We start from the raw sequence: 18,232 nt of genomic DNA, 5'->3' as shown, positions 1-18,232 counted from the left end.
CCCCACCGTACGAGGGAAGCGGCGCCAATCGGCGCGGCTCTGTCAGGAGCCGGGCACCGGACTGTCCCAGGGGGCCGACCGGCGGGTAGCCTGCAGTTCGCGTGTGCGCAGCCCGGTGGGCGGCGCGGCCGGTCCCCGCACCGGTGCCGGGTCACGCAGAATGGGAAGCACGGTACCCAGCGGGGCCGGAACTCGTGGCATGGTCCGGTGAGGGTTCTCGGAGCCTTCTTTCGGGAGGTTCTCCCGAAAACCTCTTCGAGTCCGGCCGCGATGTGCGACCGCGACGGAGCGGGCGATGGAACGCCGGCAAGAGACCGTCGGCAATGGACCGCAGGCAACAGAACTGGGAGAGAATCGACGCCGTGAGTGCTGCGATGCGAAGCCGTACCCCCGACCGGCTCTGTGCCGAGGCCGTCGAGCTCGCCCGCCAGGCCGCTGTCGACGCCGTCGGTACCGAGACCGTGGGCGACCACCTCGGTGCCCAGGCGGACGCCGACCGGGTTGTGACCCATACCTTCGAGTGCCTGGACGCGGCGTACCGAGGCTGGCACTGGGCGGTCACCGTGGCCCGGGCCCCGCGTGCCAAGAACGTCACCCTGGACGAGGTCGTCCTGCTGCCGGGCCAGGACGCCGTGCTGGCCCCCCAGTGGGTGCCGTGGAGCGAGCGGCTGCGCCCAGGCGACCTCGGCCCCGGCGACCTGCTGCCGACCGGCGCGGACGACCTGCGCCTGGAGCCCGGCTGGACGGGCGAGGACGAGCCCGCCCCGAACTCCGCCGTCGCGCTGGCCGCCGAGGAGGACGTGGTGGTCGCCGACACCGGCGTCCAGGCCGCGCCCGCCCGCGCCGAGATCGGTGCCTTGGCCGACGAGCTCGGTATGGGCCGTCCCCGCGTGCTCTCCCGGCTCGGCCTGCACCTGGCCGCCGACCGCTGGGAGACCGCGTACGGCCCGCAGACGCCGATGGCGCAGGCCGCCCCGGCGCACTGCAGCAGCTGTGGCTTCCTGATTCCGATCGGCGGCTCGCTCGGTCAGGCGTTCGGCATCTGCGGCAACGAGTTCGGCCCGGCCGACGGCCAGGTCGTCTCGCTCGCCTATGGCTGTGGCGGGCACTCCGAGGCGGCCGTGCTGCCCGCACCGCCCGTCCCGTCCGAGCTGATCCTGGACGAGCTGAAGGTCGAGCCGCTCCAGCTCCACCCCGACCGCTCCAGCGGCTCGGTCGAGCCGGACGCGCCCGCCGAGGAACTCGGCCACTCCTAGGCTCCGCCGGCCACGCGGGAACGGCTGGGGTTTTCAGGGGCGCGCGCCCCTTGAGAAACCCGCCCGAGCCCCTTGAGAAGCTCGCAGTTCCCCGAGCCCCTTGAGAAACCCGCGGCCGGAAGGCCGTTCCCGCGCCCCTGGTCGGTGGCGGGCCGCCGGGCGAGGGAGAATGCCCACCGTACGCAGGGCAGGGTGCAGACGGCGGAAGGCGGCAGGGCAAGTGGAGCCTCGGATCATCGGCAGCGGTACGGACGAACAGGCCCCTGACGTCTTCGACACGGCCGGGCTGCGCCGCCGGGTCCTGGAGGCGTGGACGGCCGCGCCCGCCCGGTTCAGGGAGGACGCCAACGCGGAGGAGGAGCTGGCTCTCGGCGGGTACCGCGACCGGCTGATCGTCGAGCTGGCCCAGAACGCGGCCGACGCCGCCGCACGCTCCGGTGCGGCGCCCGGACGCCTGCGGCTGACCCTGCGCGACGGTGTGCTCGCCGCCGCCAACACCGGCGCCCCGCTGGACGCCACCGCCGTCGAGTCGCTCTCCACGCTGCGGGCCTCGGCCAAGCGCGCCGGGTACGCCGAGGAGACGGCCACCGTCGGCCGCTTCGGTGTCGGCTTCTCCGCCGTCCTGGCCGTCACCGACGAGCCCGCCGTGCTCGGTGCCCACGGCAGTGTCCGCTGGTCGCTGGCCGAGGCGTACGCGCTCACCGGGGCCAGGCCCGAGCTGGCCGAGGAGCTGCGCCGCCGCGAGGGCCATGTCCCGCTGCTGCGGCTGCCGTTTCCCGCCGAGGGCGCCGCGCCCGAGGGGTACGACACCGTGGTGGTCCTCCCGCTGCGCGACACCGCCGCCGAGGATCTGACCCGCCGACTGCTCGCCGAGATCGATGACGCCCTGCTGCTGACCCTCCCGGGTCTGGCCGAGATCGTCGTGGAGACGCCGGACGGCACCCGTACCCTCAGCCGCAGTGCCGCCCCGCAGCGGCCCGACGGCATCACCACCGTCACCCTCACGGACAACGGTGCCGAGGCCGTGTGGCAGACCGTCACCCTCTCCGGCGCCACCGCGGCCGAGCTGCTCGCCGACCGGCCGACCGAGGAGCGCGCCCGCCCGTACTGGACGGTGACCTGGGCCGTCCCGGTCGATGCGGACGGTACGCCGCAGCCGCTGCGCACCCTGCCGGTGGTGCACGCCCCGACCCCGAGCGACGAACCGCTCGGTGTGCCCGCGCTGCTGATCGCCGGGTACCCGCTCGACCCGACCCGGCGACACGTCGCCCCCGGGCCACTCACCGACTTCCTCACCGAGCGAGCCGCCGACGCCTACACCGACCTGCTGCGGGCCCGGGGCGCCGACCTGGGCTCGCTCTCGCTCGTTCCCGGCCCGCTCGGCCAGGGCGCGCTGGACAACGCGCTGCGGGCGGCGATCATCGACCGCCTGCCCGGCACACCCTTCCTGCCGCACCCCGCCCCCGTCGAGGAGGGCACACCCGCGCTCCGCCCGCGCGACGCAACGCTGTTGGAGGGCGCGGACCGCTCCGTGGTCGAGGCGCTCGCCCCGATCTTCCCCGGCCTGCTGCCCGCCGGTCTGGAGCGCCGCAGCGAGCTGCGGGTGCTGGGGGTGCGCCGGGTGCCGCTGGCCGAGGTGGTCGACCAGCTCGGCGGCCTGGAGCGGGAACCCGCCTGGTGGCGCAACCTGTACGCGGCACTGGCCGGGGCCGACCCGGAGGCGCTCGGCGCGCTGCCCGTCCCGCTCGCCGACGGCCGTACCGTCACCGGGCCGCGCCGTGTCCTGCTGCCCTCCGACGCCGCCGACTGGGCCGGGTACGAGGGCTACCCCGACACCCTCGCCGAGGCGCTCGGCCTGCTCGACCTGCGCCTCGCCCACCCCGAGGCCGCCCATCCGCTGCTGGCCAAGCTCGGCGCCAACACCGCGACCCCCGCAGGGGTGTTGGACACCCCCGAGGTGCGCGCCGCCGTCGCCCGCTCGCTGGAACTCGGCGAGGACGACTTCGACGCCGCGGTCGATCTGGCCGACGCCGTCCTGGCCCTGGTCAAGGCCGCCGAGGCCACCCCCGGCGACCACCCGTGGCTGGCCCGGCTCGCCCTGCCGGACGACGAGGGCGAACTCACCCGCGCCGGTGAACTGATCCTCCCCGACAGCCAGCTCGCCGCCCTCGCCCGGGAGGACGACGCCGGGTACGTGGACGAGGACCTGCTGGAGCGCTGGGGGCCCGAAGTCCTTTCCGCCGCAGGTGTGTTGAGCACCTTTGTGCTGGTGCGGGCCGAGGACGTGGTGCTCGACCCGGACGACCTGGAGCGGCTCGACCCCACCGCCCCTGCCGACCGGGCCGCCGGCGGTCGCCCCACCGGCCTGCTGGACGAGGCCCCCGACGGCCTCGCCGAGTGGTGCGAGGACACCCTGGAGGCCCTGCACGTCGACGACGACGGCGAGTTGGGGGTGCCGCCGGTCGCCGCCGAGCTGCTGGCCGTCCGCGACCTCGACCTCATCGACGACGACGCCTGGCCCGAGGCACTCGCCCTGCTGGCCCGCCCGCCGTACCGTGACGCGGTCGTCAATCCCGTACGCACCCTGCTGCCCGACGGCTCGTACGCCGATCTGCCGCCGTACACCGCCTGGTGGCTGCGCGACCACCCGGTGCTGGACGGGCGCGAGCCCGCCGGGCTGCGCGCCGCCGGTGCCGACCCGCTGCTGCGCGGCCTCTACGAGGAGGCCCGTACCGCTCTGGACGAGCCCTTCCTGCACGCCCTGGGCGTGCGCACCACGCTCGCCGCGCTGCTCGCCGAACCGCACGGCCCCGACGAGGTGCTGGACCGGCTGGTCGAGCCGTCCGCACAGGTGACCCACCGTCAACTGCACGGCATCTACAGTGTGCTGGCCGCCCTTCCGGCCGATCGGATCGAGTCGCTGGACGAGGTCAGGGCCGTTCCTCCGCTGGATGCGGACACCGGCCGCCGCCCCGACGGCACGGTGATCGTGGACGCCACCGAAGCCGTCGTCGCGGACGCCCCCGACCTGGTCGAACTCCTGCACGACCACCCGGTGTTGCCCGTCGCCCCCGAGCGGGCCGCCGAACTCGCCGAGCGACTGCATGTCTCGCTGGCCAGCGAGGTCGCGGGCGGCCGGGTCCTCTCCGAGGGCACCCTGCACCGAACCCCGGCCGTGGTGCGGGAGTTGCTGCCCGGCTGCCCCGCCGTGTACGAGGAGCACGAGGAACTGCTGGTGGTCGGCCCGAACGGCGAGGAGGCCGCGATCGGCTGGCGCTGGGACACCGCCGCCACCGCACCCGAGCTCCCGTACGACCCCGAAAGCACCGAAGCGGCTGACGAGGACGACGAGTTCGACGTCCCGCCGGTGCCGGGGCTGCTGCACGCGGCCACCCCCGAGGGCCTGGCCGCCGGACTCGCCTGGTCGGTCGGCCAGTGGCACCGCCGCTTCGAGATCCTGGCCGCCCTCACCGAACCCGACCGGGCCTACGAACTGCTCGCCGCCCGCGACTTCGAGTCCTGAGCAAGGCCGACCCGCCTTTCAGGGGCAAGGACCAGCCAGACAGAGCCCCGCACCCCTGTCTGGCTGGCCCTTGCCCCTGATCAACTCTCGTCCGTCCGGCGGACGATCACCCGCCAGACCACCTCCAGCAGAATCCCCGCCGTCACGGCGATGCCCACTCCGGTGAGCGGATCACGCGTACCCACCAGCGAGAGCTGGAAGAAGTCCGACAGCCACGGCACCAGCAGCACCAGCGCGAACGCCCCGCCCATCGCGCCGATCAGCGTCAGACGCCACCAGTTGTACGGCCTGGCCACCATCGCCAGTACCCACATCGCCACCAGGAAGAGGGTCAGGGTGGCCACGCTGGTGTCCGCCTTCAGCTCGGTCGCGTGGTCGGCCCGGGCCAGCATGTACGCCGTGAAGGTCGCCGTACCGGCGATGACCCCGCCAGGCACCGCCAGCCGCAGCACCCGGCGGACGAAACCCCTCCTGGCCTGCTCGTTGTTGGGTGCCAGGGCCAGGAAGAAGGCCGGGACGCCGATGGTCAGCGAGCTCAGCACGGTCGAGTGCCGGGGTAGGAACGGGTACGGCACATGGCAGATGACCACCAGCAGGGCCAGCAGCACCGAGTAGACCGTCTTCACCAGGAAGAGGTTGGCCACCCGCTCGATGTTGCCGATCACCCGGCGGCCCTCGGCGACCACCGACGGCAGGGTGGCGAAGCTGTCGTTGAGCAGCACGATCTGGGCCACCGCCTTGGTCGCCTCGCTGCCCGAGCCCATCGCCACGCCGATGTCGGCGTCCTTGAGCGCCAGTACGTCGTTGACGCCGTCGCCGGTCATCGCCACCGTGCGCCCGCGCGACTGGAGCGCGCCCACCAGCTCGCGCTTCTGCTGCGGGCTCACCCGGCCGAAGACGGTGGCCCGGTCGGCGACCTCCGCCAGCTCCTCGCTGTCGCTCGGCAGGGTACGGGCGTCCACGGGATGCTCGGCACCCGGCAGGCCCAGATGGGAGGCGACCGCACCGACCGAGACCGCACTGTCGCCGGAGATCACCTTCGCCTGGACCCGCTGGCTCTCGAAGTAGCGCAGGGTGTCGGCCGCGTCCTCGCGCAGCCGCTGCTGGAGCACCACGAGGGCCAGCGGATCCAGCTGCCTCGCCGGGTCCGGCGCGTCCAGCGGGAGCGGTGAGCGGCCCAGCAGGAGCACCCGCAGGCCCTTGGCACCCAGCTCGTCCACCTCGCCGAGGGCGGGGTGGTCCTCGGGCAGCAGTACGTCGGGCGCGCCGAGCAGCCAGCTGGCCTCGGTGCCGTGCGGCTCCAGGAACTGCACTCCGCTCCACTTGCGGGCGGAGGAGAACGGCATCGCCTCCAGCACCCGCCAGCCGTCCTGGCCGTCCGGGGTGCCGTAGGCGTCGATCACTGCCTGCATGGAGGGGTTCGGGCGGGCGTCCGCGCGGCCCATCGCGCCCAGCGCCTGCTGGAGGACGCCCCGGTCGGTGAGGACGTGCCGGGCGAGTGGCGCATCGGGGCGCAGCGTGTGGTCGGGGGCGGTGCCGAGCGGTGCTGCGGCGAGCGGGCGCAGCTCGACCACGTCCATGCCGCCCTCGGTGAGGGTGCCGGTCTTGTCCAGGCAGACGGTGTCCACCCGGGCCAGGCCCTCGATCGCGGGCAGCTCCTGCACCAGGCACTGCCTGCGCCCGAGCCGCACCACGCCGATCGCGAAGGCCACCGACGTCAGCAGCACCAAGCCCTCGGGCACCATCGGCACGATGCCGGCCACCATCCGGCGGACGGCCTCCCGCCAGTCGTGCCGCTCCACCGCGAGCTGGCTGACGATCAGGCCGATCGCCGCCGGGATCAGCAGATAGGTGATGAACCGCAGGATGCTGTCGATACCGCTGCGCAGCTCCGACCGCACCAGGGTGAACCGGCTCGCCTCCTCGGCCAGCTGTGCCGCGTAGGCCTCCCGGCCGACCTTGGTCGCGGTGAAGGCGCCCGCCCCGGCGACCACGAAGCTGCCGGACATCACCTGGTCGCCCGGGTTCTTGAGTACGGGGTCGGGTTCGCCGGTGAGCAGTGACTCGTCGATCTCCAGGCCGTCCGCCTCGGTGACCCGGCCGTCCACGATCACCTTGTCGCCGATGCCCAGCAGTACGGCGTCGTCCAGCACGATCCCGGCCACCGCGACCTGCTGGGCGACGCCGTCGCGGCGGACCTGCGGTTTCGCCTCGCCGATCAGTGCCAGGCCGTCCAGGGTCTTCTTGGCGCGCAGCTCCTGGACGATGCCGATACCGGTGTTGGCGACGATCACCAGGCCGAAGAGACCGTCCTGGATCGGCCCGACGACCAGGATGATGCCGAACATGATCCCGATGATCGCGTTGAACCGGGTGAGCACATTGGCCCGGACGATCTCGCGGACGGAGCGGCTGGAGCGCACCGGTACGTCGTTCACCTCGCCGCGCGCGACGCGCTCGGCAACCTGCGCCGCCGTCAGTCCGCCGCGCTGCGCCGGGGCCGATCCCAGCGGGTGGGAGCCCCGATCCGCCGAACCCCGGCCGGTGTCCGCTGTCTCTTCCGCCGGATGCGTCATGGCACCGACTCTAGGTGGGTGATATGTCCGGTGCGCCCTACTGCGGGGTGATTCAGTCCAACCGAGTGGCGGGGGGCTCGGTGGTATCGGCGGCCTCCCGGCTGCGCCTGATTGCATCCCTGCGGGCGCGGCAGTACCAGAGCCCGATCAGCCCGAGGCAGCCGCCGGCCAGACAGATCCAGGGCCAGTTGCCGTGCCCGCTGCGCTGCAGCGAGTTGTGGAACGGAAGCAGTACCAGGAACGCGACGAACCACAGCACCGTGCCGCCGCCGACGATCGCGACATCGTTCGCCTCTAGCGGCGGGGGAGAGGGGCGCAGCGGGGTCTTCGGCATGACCCCAAGCGTACGGGGGAGGCCGGCGCGAGGAGGAGCTGCGGGTGGCCGTGGACCGAGCGGAGTCGATCTTCGAATGATCCGGGTGCCGCGCGGACGCGGTACGGGGTGTGATCGTAAGGGATGCCTTCTACGCGCGAAGATGGCGCGTGCACGACCGAGGAACACATACTTGAGGCTCCGGTTAGCTCCGGCGTGTTGCCTTGACCGCCCGGGCTCTCCCGGCGGTCCCGGCCACCGTCGCTCCGGGTACCCCTCCTCCTCCGCCCCCACCTGATGAGGACCGCCCGTATGTCTCCGCTGGCCCAGCCGACGTCCACGTCGCCCGAGCCTTCCCAGTCCGCGCCCACCCCCACGGGTCTGCTGGACCGCTACTTCCGGATCTCCGAGCGCGGCTCCAGCGTGCCGCGCGAGATCCGCGGCGGTGTCGCCACCTTCTTCACCATGGCGTACATCCTGGTGCTCAACCCGATCATCCTGGCCAGCGGCACGGATATGAACGGCACCCACCTGAACAGCGCCCAGCTGGTCACCGCCACCGCCCTCACCGCCGGGCTCACCACCCTGCTGATGGGTGTGATCGGCAACGTCCCGATCGGCCTGGCCGCCGGGCTCGGTGTCAACACCATCGTGGCCCTCCAGCTCGCGCCCAGGATGACCTGGCCCGACGCCATGGGCATGGTGGTGCTGGCCGGTTTCGCGATCATGCTGCTGGTCGCCACCGGTCTGCGCGAGCGGGTCATGAGCGCGGTGCCGCTCGGCCTGCGAAAGGCCATCGCGATCGGTATCGGCCTGTTCATCTCGCTGGTCGGTCTCGTCGACTCGGGCTTCATCAGCCGGATCCCCGACGCCGCCCACACCACCGTCCCGCTCCAGCTCGGCGGCAACAGCCACCTCAACGGCTGGCCGGTCCTGATCTTCATTCTGGGCCTGCTGCTCACTCTGGTCCTGGTGATCCGCAAGGTGCCCGGCGCGATCCTGATCTCCATCGCCACCATGACGATCGTCGCCGTGATCATCGACAGGGTGGCGACCATCCCGGCCATGCACTGGGGCCTGACCGTCCCGGCCTGGCCGGGGAACCCGGTCTCCGCGCCCGACTTCGGACTGGTCGGCAAGGTCAGCCTGTTCGGCGGCTTCCACCAGGTCGGCATCCTGACCGGCGTGCTCTTCGTCTTCACGGTGCTGATGTCGTGCTTCTTCGACGCGATGGGGACCATCCTCGGCGTCGCCGACGAGGCGCACCTGCTGGACGAGAAGGGCGACCTGCCCGGCATCAACAAGATCCTGATGATCGACGGCATCGCCACCGCCGCCGGTGGTGCCACCTCCTCCTCCGCCAACACCTGCTTCGTCGAGTCCACCTCGGGCGTCGGCGAGGGCGCACGGACCGGCTTCGCCTCGATCGTCACCGGCGCACTCTTCCTGGCGGCGCTCTTCCTCACTCCGCTGGCCACCATGGTCCCGGCTCAGGCGGCCACCCCGGCGCTGGTCACCGTCGGCTTCCTGATCCTGGCGAACTCCATCAGGGAGATCGACTGGAGCGACTTCACCATCGCCGTCCCGGCCTTCCTGACCATGGTGATGATGCCGTTCACGTACAGCATCACCAACGGCATCGGCTTCGGCTTCATCACCTTCTGCATCCTGCGCCTGGCCGCCGGTCGGGGACGCTCGGTGCCGGTCGCGCTGTACGCGGTGGCGGCGGTCTTCGCCTTCTACTACCTGATGCCGGCCCTCGGCCTCAGCTGAGCCGCGACCCTCGGCCTGCGGGCCCCCTCCTGCCACGGTGCGGGAGGGGGCCCGCGGCGTTCGACGGCTCGGGTCCGCCCGGGGACGGTCCCGGTCACGGGGGTCATTGGGCCGACTCCCGGAATGCGGCGCAGCGCAGTGGGCAGCCGCCGTCTACGGCCTGGTCGATGGTCGTTCTGGGGTTCGGACGGGTGTTTGGTCGGGGGTTTGTGCAGGGGCGGTGAGAGTCGGGGTGGTGGCGCGATCTTCGGCTGTTGCGTGTGCATGCCCATGGTTGGATGGGCCCGCCCGGCCGGTGGTACGGCCGAAAACCGGAACTGCCCCTGCCGGCACCCGTGACGGGAAGTCGGGTCGTGCGTACCGTCCTTGATGGCGGCGACAGCCGAGGGACGGTCGAGGGCCGGGCGCAATCCGGGGGATCCACGGGGGACTTGCAGGGCTTTCACACAGCAGCCGACAACACCTGCCGGAGGGGCACTTTGCGCATCCTGCTGATCGCCAGCGCGTTCAACAGCCTCACTCAGCGCGTCCACACCGAACTGAGGGAACGCGGCCATGCCGTCGGAGTCGAACTCGCCCTCGGCGACGCTCCGGTACGGGCCGGGGTGGCCCGCTTCGGCCCCGACCTGATCGTGGCGCCGATGCTCACCCGGGCGATACCGGAGGACATCTGGTCGCAGCACACCGTCCTGATCGTGCACCCGGGGCCCAAGGGCGACCGGGGCCCGTCCTCGCTCGACTGGGCCATCCACGAAGGCGCGTCCCAGTGGGGCGTCACCGTGCTCCAGGCGGTGGCCGAGATGGACGCCGGGCCGATCTGGGCCTCGGTGCCGTACCCCGTACCAGCGTGCGGCAAGAGCGAGCTGTACCGCAACGAGGTGTCCGACGCGGCCGTCGAGGCGGTGCTGCTGGCGGTCGAGCGCTTCCAGAGCGGGCACCACGTGCCCGAGCCCCTCGACTACGCGCGCCCGGACGTCCAGGGACGGCTGCGGCCCTACCACACCCAGGAGTTCAGACGGATCGACTGGGCGGCCGATGACACCGCGACGGTGCTGCGCAAGCTGCGGGCCGCCGACTCGCAGCCCGGTGTGCTGGACGAGCTCTACGGACGCGAGTACTTCCTGCACGGCGGGCACCCCGAGGACGAACTGCGCGGCGCGGCGGGCGCGGTGATCGCGACCCGGGACGGCGCGATCTGCCGGGCCACCGTGGACGGAGCGGTGTGGATCCCGCAGCTGCGCCCGCGCCGCACACCCGGCGGTCCCGTCACCTTCAAGCTGCCCGCCGCCCAGGTGCTCGGCGGCCTGCTCGCCGACGTTCCCGAGGCGCCGCTGACGCCGATCGCGGCGGGCTGGCGGGACACCTTCGCGGAGATCAGGTACCGGGAGGAGGCCCAGGTCGGCTACCTCGAATTCGCCTTCCCCAGCGGGGCGATGAGCACCGGACAGTGCCGAAGGCTGCTGGACGCCTATCGGGAGGCGGCGGCCCGCCCCACCTCGGTGCTGGTGCTCGGCCCGGCGCGGGACTTCTTCTCCAACGGCATCCATCTGAACGTGATCGAGGCCGCCGCCGACCCCGCCGAGGAGTCCTGGCAGAACATCAACGCCATGGACGACCTGGTCGAGGCGATCCTCACCACCGACCACAAGCTCACCGTCAGTGCCCTGGCCGGAAACGCGGCGGCCGGCGGCCTGATGCTGGCGATCGCGGCGGACGAGGTGTGGTGCCGGGAGTCGGCGGTGCTCAATCCCCACTACCGGCTGATGGGCCTGCACGGCTCCGAGTACTGGACGTACACCCTGCCGCGCCGGGTCGGCACCGAGATCGCGGCCCACCTGACCACGGCGGCACTGCCGGTCGGTGCCCGGCAGGCCAGGGCGCTCGGCCTGGTGGACCGTACGAAGTCCGGGAGCGCGGCCGAGTTCCGCGCCTGGGCGGTAGGGCAGGCCGAGGCGCTGGCGGCGGACGGGGAGCTGGCGGCGCGGCTGCTGGAGAAGAAGCGCCGACGTGCGGCGGACGAGGAGGCCAAGCCGCTCGCGGCCTACCGCGACGAGGAGTTGACCGCGATGCGTCACAACTTCTGGTCCCCGCAGGAGCCCTACCACACGCTGCGGCGCAACTTCGTCCACAAGGTCTGCCCGGCATCAACCCCCACCCACCTCCTGGGCTGACCCCAGGGGCAGATGGGCAACCAGTAGGGGCGCGGGGCCCTGCTCGATCAACGCATGCAGTTGATCGAGCAGAGCCCCGCGCCCCTTGATCTGCTCGCACTTGCCCCTTGGGGGCTGCCTCACCTGCGCAGTGGGGCCACCGGTCCGGTGAAGACGGGTGGGCGGCTCGCGTTCTTGCTGGGGGCCACGGCGAAGGCGAGTGCGCTGGCGAAGACGTAGGTGCCGAGTCCGACCGCGAGCGGGAAGACGAACTGCAGCCCGACCACGCCGCCGGGCGGGGTCTCGTTGGGGTCGAGGTTGACCGAGATGGCAGCCATGCCCGTGTAGTGCATCGCGCAGACCGCCACGCCCATCACCGGCGCGGCCGCCGCCACGGCGAGCGTGCCCCGGATGTTCAGCGCGGCCCAGAGCGCCGCGGTGGCCGCGAAGATCGCGATGGCGACGGAGGCCCAGACCAGGACGTGGTCGTACATGAGGGAGCCCGGCAGCCGCATCGCCGCCATCCCCATGTAGTGCATCGCCGCCACGCCGAGCCCGGTGGTCACACCGCCGACCGGCAGGGCGAGCAGCGGGCGGTTGCTGTACCCGACAGTGAACAGGCCGACGCCGACCACCCCGATCGCGATGATCAGGCTGAGCACCGTCAGCGGTACGTTGTAGCGGATCTCCACGCCCGAGACGCTGAAGCCGAGCATGGCGATGAAGTGCATGCTCCAGATGCCGAGGCCGAGCGAGAAGGATGCGAAGATCAGCCAGTTGCGGCGGGTACGCCCCTCGCTGATCAGGGCCCAGCGGGTGCTGCGAAGCGCCAGCAGGGCGCCGATACAGGCGACGACGTATGAGATCGCCGGTGTCGCCCAGCCGTAGACGGCATGGTGGATGTGACCCAAGAGGAACTCCCTGAACTGGGTGGACGCCGGTGTGCCGTGTTCCTGACAGCGGGCACAATAACGGCGGTCCCCGGTGTGGGCAATGTTGGTGGTTTCGGTGAACTCGCAGCTCAGGAGCGGTACTTCACGTCGGCGCCATGAGCTCGACACGAAGCCCTGACCGTCCCTTAAGGCTTACTCGCCGGTATGGGGCGTTCGGCGGGGTGGATCAATGCATTTTCCTTAGCGAGAGTAATGACATAGGCTAAGGACATGCCCGAGATGTCCGAGGAGGACCTCGCAGCTGTCAGTCAGCTGCGGTCGTCCGCGATGCGCCTTGCCCGACGACTGCGACACCAGCGCGTCGAGGAGTCGCTGAGTCCTACCGAGATGGGGGTGCTCGGCACCCTCGCCCGCTGCGGCAGGGCCACACCCGGCGAGCTTGCCAGGCGCGAGCACGTCCAGCCGCCGTCGATGACCAGGATCATCGCGATGCTGGAGGAGAAGGGCCTGGTACGGCGTGAGCCGCACCCGGAGGACCGCCGACAGGTGGTCGTCAGCAGTACCGAGCAGGCCGAGGCGATCCTTGCGGAGAGCCGCCGACGCCGGAACGCCTGGCTGGCCGAACTGGCCGGTGGGCTGAGCGAGGAGGAGTGGGCGCAGCTCAGGGCGGCCGCGCCGATCCTCTACAAGCTGGCCCACCTCTGAGCGGGCGGGCGGCGCAGCCGAGCAGCATCGACACATCGGGACCGGAAGAAGGAGCACCGCATCACCGCAGGACCGAAAACTGACACCAGCCGCGCGGCAGTCTGCCTGACGACCGCCGCGCATCGAGGGGAGACCACCGTGACACCGCCGGTCGCAGCCAGCGCCGCCGCCATCCGAACCGACGACTCCACCACCGACAAGGCGGCCGCCACCGCTGCCACCGCCGAGAGCCAGGCACCCACGCCCGTGGGACTGCCCGGCAGCGGCGACGACGACCCCGACAAACGCACCGCGGCGGCCTCCACCGCCGCGCCGAGCCCCGCAGACCCTGCCGGTTCCACCGGTCCTGCCGGTCCTACCGGGGCGCGTTTCACCCGGCCCGGGGGGATGTTCTCCTCCCTGCGGATACGTAACTACCGCTACTTCTTCGTCGGCCAGGTGGTCTCCAACACCGGCACCTGGATGCAGCGCATCGCCCAGGACTGGCTGGTGCTGAACCTGACCGGCAGTCCGTTCGCGGTCGGTGTCACCACCGCGATGCAGTTCCTGCCCATGCTGCTGTTCGGGATCTATGGCGGCGTGCTCGCCGACCGGATGCCCAAGCGTCGGCTGCTGGTCGTCACCCAGGGTGTGATGGGCCTGCTGGCCGCGGGTCTCGCCCTGATGACCATCACCGACACGGTCACGCCGTACTACGTCTACGCCTTCGCGCTGCTGCTCGGCCTGGTGACCGTGGTGGACAACCCGACCAGGCAGGCGTTCGTGAGCGAGATGGTCGGCCCGAAGGACCTGGCCAACGCGGTCAGCCTGAACGCCGCCAACTTCCAGACCGCGCGGCTGGTCGGCCCGGCGGTGGCCGGTCTGCTGATCGCCGCCGTGGGCAGCGGCTGGGCCTTCGCCGTCAACGCGCTCTCCTTCGCCGCCGTGATCGGCGGTCTGCTGGCGATGCGCACCAGCGAACTGCGGCCGACCGAGCCGATCTCGCGCGAGAAGGGGCAGCTCCGGGAGGGGCTGCGGTATGTGAAGGAGCGCCCGGAGCTGCTCTGGCCGATGGTGCTGGCCGGGTTCATCGGGACCTTCGGATTCAACTTCCCGACCCTGCTGTCGGGTTTCGCGTACGACACCTTCAAGGTCGGCGCGGGCGAGTACGGTCTGCTGAACACCGCGATGGCGGTCGGTTCGCTGACCGGTGCGCTGCTGGCCGCGCGGCGCGGTGCGCCCAGGCTGCGGCGACTGGTCGTGGCGGCGCTGACCTTCGGTGCGCTGGAGGTGCTGGCCGCCTTCGCGTCCGACTACTGGACCTTCGCGGTGCTGCTGACGCTGATCGGCGTCTTCGGGCTCACCTTCAACACCTCGGTGAACTCGATGCTCCAGCTCTCCACCGACCCCGAGATGCGGGGGCGCGTGATGGGCCTGCTGGTGCTGGTGTTCACCGGCGGTACGCCGATCGGTGCCCCGCTGGTGGGCTGGGTCACCGACGAGTACGGGCCCCGGCTGGGCCTGTTGGCCTGCGGAGCGGTGTCCGCGGTGGCCGCCGCCGTGGTCGGCCTGGTGCTGGCGCGGGCGGCCGACCTCCGGGTGCGGGTGGACCTGCACCCGGGGCGCGGCGGGCGAGTTGTCGCGGTCGTACCGCGGGCCATTTCCAGGCAGCGGCTGGCGACGGCCTGCTGACAGGCGGTCAGAACTGCGGCCTCTGCCGCCGGTTCAGATCCTGATCTCCAGGATCTGGCCCGGCCAGGGGCCGCTCGGCAGCTGCACCTCGAAGGTGTCGGTGGGGGTGAAGCCGAGGCGCAGGTACTGGCCGACCAGCCGGCGGTCGTCCCCGGCGTAGCAGTCCACCCGCAGCAGGCCGATGCCGCGGCGGCGGGCCTCCTCGATCGCGTCCGCGATCAGCGCCTTGCCGATGCCGGAGCCCGAACGGCTGCGGTCCGTCACCAGGTTGCGGACGTAGAGCTCGCGCTCCTCGACCGCGGTGGCGTACTCGTTCGCCTCCTCGGAGAGCACACAGCAGCCTATGGCGGTGCCGTCGGAGTCCTCGGCGATCCGGACCAGGAAGGTGTCGGCGTCGTTGGTGTAGGCGTGGACCCGGTCGACTGCGGGGGGTCGGCTGGACCAGGGCTGGTCGCCCCACTGGCCGGTGCGGCCGAGGGAGACCAGCCAGGCCACGGCGCCGTCGAGGAGTTCGAGAAGGCCGGCCGAGTCGTCGGGGCCGCCAGTGCGAATCTTCATGCGAACGTTCTATCCGCTCGGCGGCGTTGAACGGAAGCTTTTTCGAGGCGGCGCCGGACGGACGGGGCCGTGGGTCCAGCGGGGCGCACGCCGCAGCCGGGTCCCGACCGGGAGGATGGGGGCATGAGGCTCTTTGTGGCGGTGGACCCGCCGGTGGAGGCAGTGCAGGAACTGGTGGACGCCATGGCGCCGTTGCGCGAAATGCCCGGGGCGGACCGGCTGCGCTGGACGGGTGTCGACGGATGGCATCTGACGCTGGCATTCCTGGGCGAGGTCCCGGTGCTGGACGTGCCGGGGCTGGAGGAGGTGCTCGGGCGGGCGGCGACCGAGAACGGCGCGCACCGGCTGCGGCTGGCGGGCGGCGGCTGCTTCGGCGACCGGGTGCTCTGGGCCGGGGTGGAGGGCGAGACCTGGGCACTGCGACGGCTCGCGGAGGCCGTCCGGGAGGGCGTCGGCGAGCTCGGCATCGAGACCGACCAGTACGGCTTCCACCCGCACCTGACCCTGGCCAGGGCCGGGTCCAGGCACGGCCGCCGCCGGGCGGAACAGCGCTCCGCGCCGGGGGAGTTGCAGGCCATGGCGGCCGGCCTGGAGGGCTTTGCGGGCCGCGAGTGGGAGGCGGGTGAACTGCACCTGATGCGCAGCGACCTGGGCTTCGGCCCGGCCAGGTACGAGAGGCTGCACACCTGGCCGCTGGCCCGCTGGGAGGCCCCGTAGCGGTAGGGGCAAGGGCGAGCGATCCAGGGGCAGGTAGGTGAAGCCAGGCGGCGGGCGGATCCTCGGAGGCCGGCGGGAGAGCCGGACTTCGCGGGGGCAGAGGTCCGGTAAAGCTGTGGCGGCGCGGCCTTCGACTCCCGTACCTCCAGCCGGTCAACCCGGTCCTGGACGCCTGCGGTCTGACGCTGGCCACCGCAGGCTGACCCCGCACCGCCGCTGTGCCCCCTCCGGTGGGCGGCCCCCGGTAGGGCACAGAGGCGGCTCAAGGGTCTCAGCCGAACTCGGGCTCGGTGCGCAGCTCGACGGAGTGCGGCCGGGCGTCGCCGAGTTCGAGCAGGACCAGTTCGTTGCGGCCGCTGTGCAGCAGCGGCTGCGGGCAGTACAGGGTGAGCTGGGGGCCCCTGGCGTCGTAGCGGCCGAGCAGGAACCCGTTGACCCAGAGGCAGCCGTGCTGCCCGCCGGGGACGGCGAGATAGGTGTCCCCGGTCGCCTCCAGGGTGAGCGCGCCGCGCAGCAGGCCCGACCCGCCCTGGCCGAAGGAGAGTTCGGGAAGCGGCTCGCCCAGGTCGAAGACCTCGGCCCGGCAGCCGTGCAGATACTGCCGCTCGTGCCGGACACCCCCGGTGATGCCCTTGGGATCCCCGACGTGCGGGCCGTAGTTCACCCGGCCGAGGGATTCGACCAGCAGTTCGACCAGTGCGCCGCCGGCCACCCGGATGCCGTCCTGTGCGACGCCTCGCTCCAGCTCGGCGACCCGCTCGCCGTCCACCAGCAGAGTCGCCCGGTCGTGCAATCCCTCGACGGTGAGCTGGAGTTCGGGACGCGGACCCGGCACCCGGAAGGTGTACCTGACCAGGCCGTGCTCCAGCCCGAGCTCCTCGAAGGACGGCGGGACGGCGGACTCCACCGGGGCGGCGAACGGGATCGGTGCGCTCTCGCCCAACTCGACCGTGGCCGGGCCCAACAGCTCCGGCAGCTCGGCAGGTTGCGGTCCGGGATCGGAGCGGAACCGGACCTCCTCGGGATGCTCGGCCGCGAACTCGGCCAGCACCGAGCGGAACAGCTCGTACTTCGGCGTCGGCGCCCCGCGCTCGTCCAGCGGGGCGTCGTAGTCGTACGAGGTGGTGACCGGCTGGAACGGCGAGTGCGTCCACTCGGTGGAGTTGAACGGCGGGTCGGCGTGGTTGGCCCCCGCGCCCGTACCGAAGTTGCTGCCGCCGTGGGCCATGTAGAGATTGACCGAGGCGCCCGCCGCCAGGATCCGGCGCAGCGTGTCGGCGGCGTCGGCGGCATCCCTGGTGTGGTGCGGCCCGCCCCAGTGGTCGAACCAGCCGTTCCAGTACTCCATGCAGAACAGCGGGTCCTGCGGCCGGTGGCGGCGCAGTGTCTCGAAGGCCGCCTCGGGCTCGGAGCCGAAGTTCACGGTGGCGAGCACTCCCGGCAGGGTGCCCCCGGTGAGCATGTGGTCCTCGGGGCCGTCCGAGGTGAACAGCGGTACGGTGATGCCGCGCCCGCGCAGCCCGTCGGCGAGGTATTGCAGCAGGCCGGTGTCGCTGCCGTGGGAGCCGTACTCGTTCTCCACCTGGACCATGAGGACATTCCCGCCCCGGTCCACCTGGCGCTCCACCACGGCGGGCAGCAGTGCGTCGAAGAAGCCGTCCACGGCGGCCAGGTAGTCCGGGTCGCTCGTGCGGGCCCGCCGGCCGACCCGGGCGGTCAGCCAGCCGGGCAGCCCGCCGTTGTCCCACTCGGCGCAGATGTACGGTCCCGGCCGGACGATCGCCCACAGGCCCTGCCGGTCCGCCTCGTCCAGGAAGGCGGGCAGCTCCGCCAGTCGCCGGAAGTCGCCGGGCCTGGGCTCGTGCAGGTTCCACGGGACGTACGTCTCGACCGTGTTGAGTCCCATCGCGCGCAGTGCCGCCAGCCGCTGCGGCCACTGCTGCGGGCGGGTGCGGAAGTAGTGCATGGCGCCGGAGAGGATCCGCAGGGCCCGGCCGTCGAGGCGAAAACCCGCGGAGTCGTAGGTGAGCATGCCCCCAGCCTGCGGTAACGGCAGGTCGGGGGCCATGGACAAAGCCCCGGGGCGTGTTGGATTGT

General features: G+C 72.1%; 12 protein-coding genes. 7 read left to right on the top strand and 5 right to left on the bottom strand.

Going from position 1 to position 18,232, the window contains the following annotated elements; genetic code table 11:
- Positions 1 to 374: 374 nt before the first annotated feature.
- Both P3T39_RS15840 and P3T39_RS15835 read left to right on the top strand, forming a co-directional pair.
- Positions 375 to 1,256 (top strand): DUF3027 domain-containing protein, encoded by an 882-nt coding sequence (locus tag P3T39_RS15840; RefSeq protein ID WP_280698379.1) that lies wholly within the window; start codon positions 375 to 377, stop codon positions 1,254 to 1,256.
- A gap of 220 nt (positions 1,257 to 1,476) precedes the next feature.
- Positions 1,477 to 4,779 (top strand): molecular chaperone Hsp90, encoded by a 3,303-nt coding sequence (locus tag P3T39_RS15835; RefSeq protein WP_280698242.1) that lies wholly within the window; start codon positions 1,477 to 1,479, stop codon positions 4,777 to 4,779.
- A gap of 80 nt (positions 4,780 to 4,859) precedes the next feature.
- Here P3T39_RS15835 and P3T39_RS15830 read toward each other — a convergent pair whose 3' ends face one another.
- Positions 4,860 to 7,355, bottom strand: a complete 2,496-nt coding sequence (locus P3T39_RS15830) for an HAD-IC family P-type ATPase (protein ID WP_280698240.1) — start codon at positions 7,353 to 7,355, stop codon at positions 4,860 to 4,862.
- Positions 7,356 to 7,407: 52 nt separating this feature from the next.
- The gene (locus tag P3T39_RS15825) at positions 7,408 to 7,689 is read right to left on the bottom strand and encodes a DUF2530 domain-containing protein (RefSeq protein WP_280698239.1); all 282 of its coding nucleotides are present in this window, start codon (positions 7,687 to 7,689) and stop codon (positions 7,408 to 7,410) included.
- A gap of 291 nt (positions 7,690 to 7,980) precedes the next feature.
- Here P3T39_RS15825 and P3T39_RS15820 point away from each other — a divergent pair, with 291 nt between their 5' ends.
- Both P3T39_RS15820 and P3T39_RS15815 read left to right on the top strand, forming a co-directional pair.
- Positions 7,981 to 9,441, top strand: coding sequence for an NCS2 family permease (locus tag P3T39_RS15820; protein WP_280698237.1), 1,461 nt, complete (start codon positions 7,981 to 7,983; stop codon positions 9,439 to 9,441).
- 479 nt (positions 9,442 to 9,920) lie between these two features.
- On the top strand, positions 9,921 to 11,612 hold the full coding sequence (locus P3T39_RS15815) for a hydrogenase maturation protein (RefSeq protein ID WP_280698236.1): 1,692 nt from the start codon (positions 9,921 to 9,923) through the stop codon (positions 11,610 to 11,612).
- 119 nt (positions 11,613 to 11,731) lie between these two features.
- Here P3T39_RS15815 and P3T39_RS15810 read toward each other — a convergent pair whose 3' ends face one another.
- Entirely contained in the window at positions 11,732 to 12,502 is a 771-nt protein-coding gene (locus P3T39_RS15810) for an MHYT domain-containing protein (RefSeq protein WP_280698235.1), read from the bottom strand.
- Between the two features lie 252 nt (positions 12,503 to 12,754).
- On the opposite strand from P3T39_RS15810, the gene P3T39_RS15805 reads away from it, so the two are divergent.
- Positions 12,755 to 13,189: a MarR family transcriptional regulator gene (locus P3T39_RS15805; protein WP_280698234.1), complete on the top strand. Its 435-nt coding sequence runs from the start codon at positions 12,755 to 12,757 to the stop codon at positions 13,187 to 13,189.
- A gap of 387 nt (positions 13,190 to 13,576) precedes the next feature.
- On the top strand, positions 13,577 to 14,860 hold the full coding sequence (locus P3T39_RS15800; protein WP_280698378.1) for an MFS transporter: 1,284 nt from the start codon (positions 13,577 to 13,579) through the stop codon (positions 14,858 to 14,860).
- Between the two features lie 33 nt (positions 14,861 to 14,893).
- Here the strand turns inward: P3T39_RS15800 and P3T39_RS15795 are convergent, their stop codons facing one another.
- Entirely contained in the window at positions 14,894 to 15,418 is a 525-nt protein-coding gene (locus P3T39_RS15795; RefSeq protein WP_280698233.1) for a GNAT family N-acetyltransferase, read from the bottom strand.
- 123 nt (positions 15,419 to 15,541) lie between these two features.
- On the opposite strand from P3T39_RS15795, the gene thpR reads away from it, so the two are divergent.
- Positions 15,542 to 16,135 (top strand): RNA 2',3'-cyclic phosphodiesterase, encoded by a 594-nt coding sequence (gene thpR / locus P3T39_RS15790; protein ID WP_280698232.1) that lies wholly within the window; start codon positions 15,542 to 15,544, stop codon positions 16,133 to 16,135.
- Between the two features lie 271 nt (positions 16,136 to 16,406).
- On the opposite strand, the gene P3T39_RS15785 is transcribed toward thpR, so the two are convergent.
- Complete coding sequence (locus tag P3T39_RS15785; protein WP_280698231.1) at positions 16,407 to 18,167, bottom strand: beta-galactosidase; 1,761 nt, start codon at positions 18,165 to 18,167, stop codon at positions 16,407 to 16,409.
- Between the last annotated feature and the right edge of the window lie 65 nt (positions 18,168 to 18,232).

Origin of the sequence: Kitasatospora sp. GP82 (assembly GCF_029892105.1) — a bacterium.
Taxonomy (GTDB): domain Bacteria; phylum Actinomycetota; class Actinomycetes; order Streptomycetales; family Streptomycetaceae; genus Kitasatospora.
This window is presented reverse-complemented; position numbering and strand designations above follow the sequence as displayed.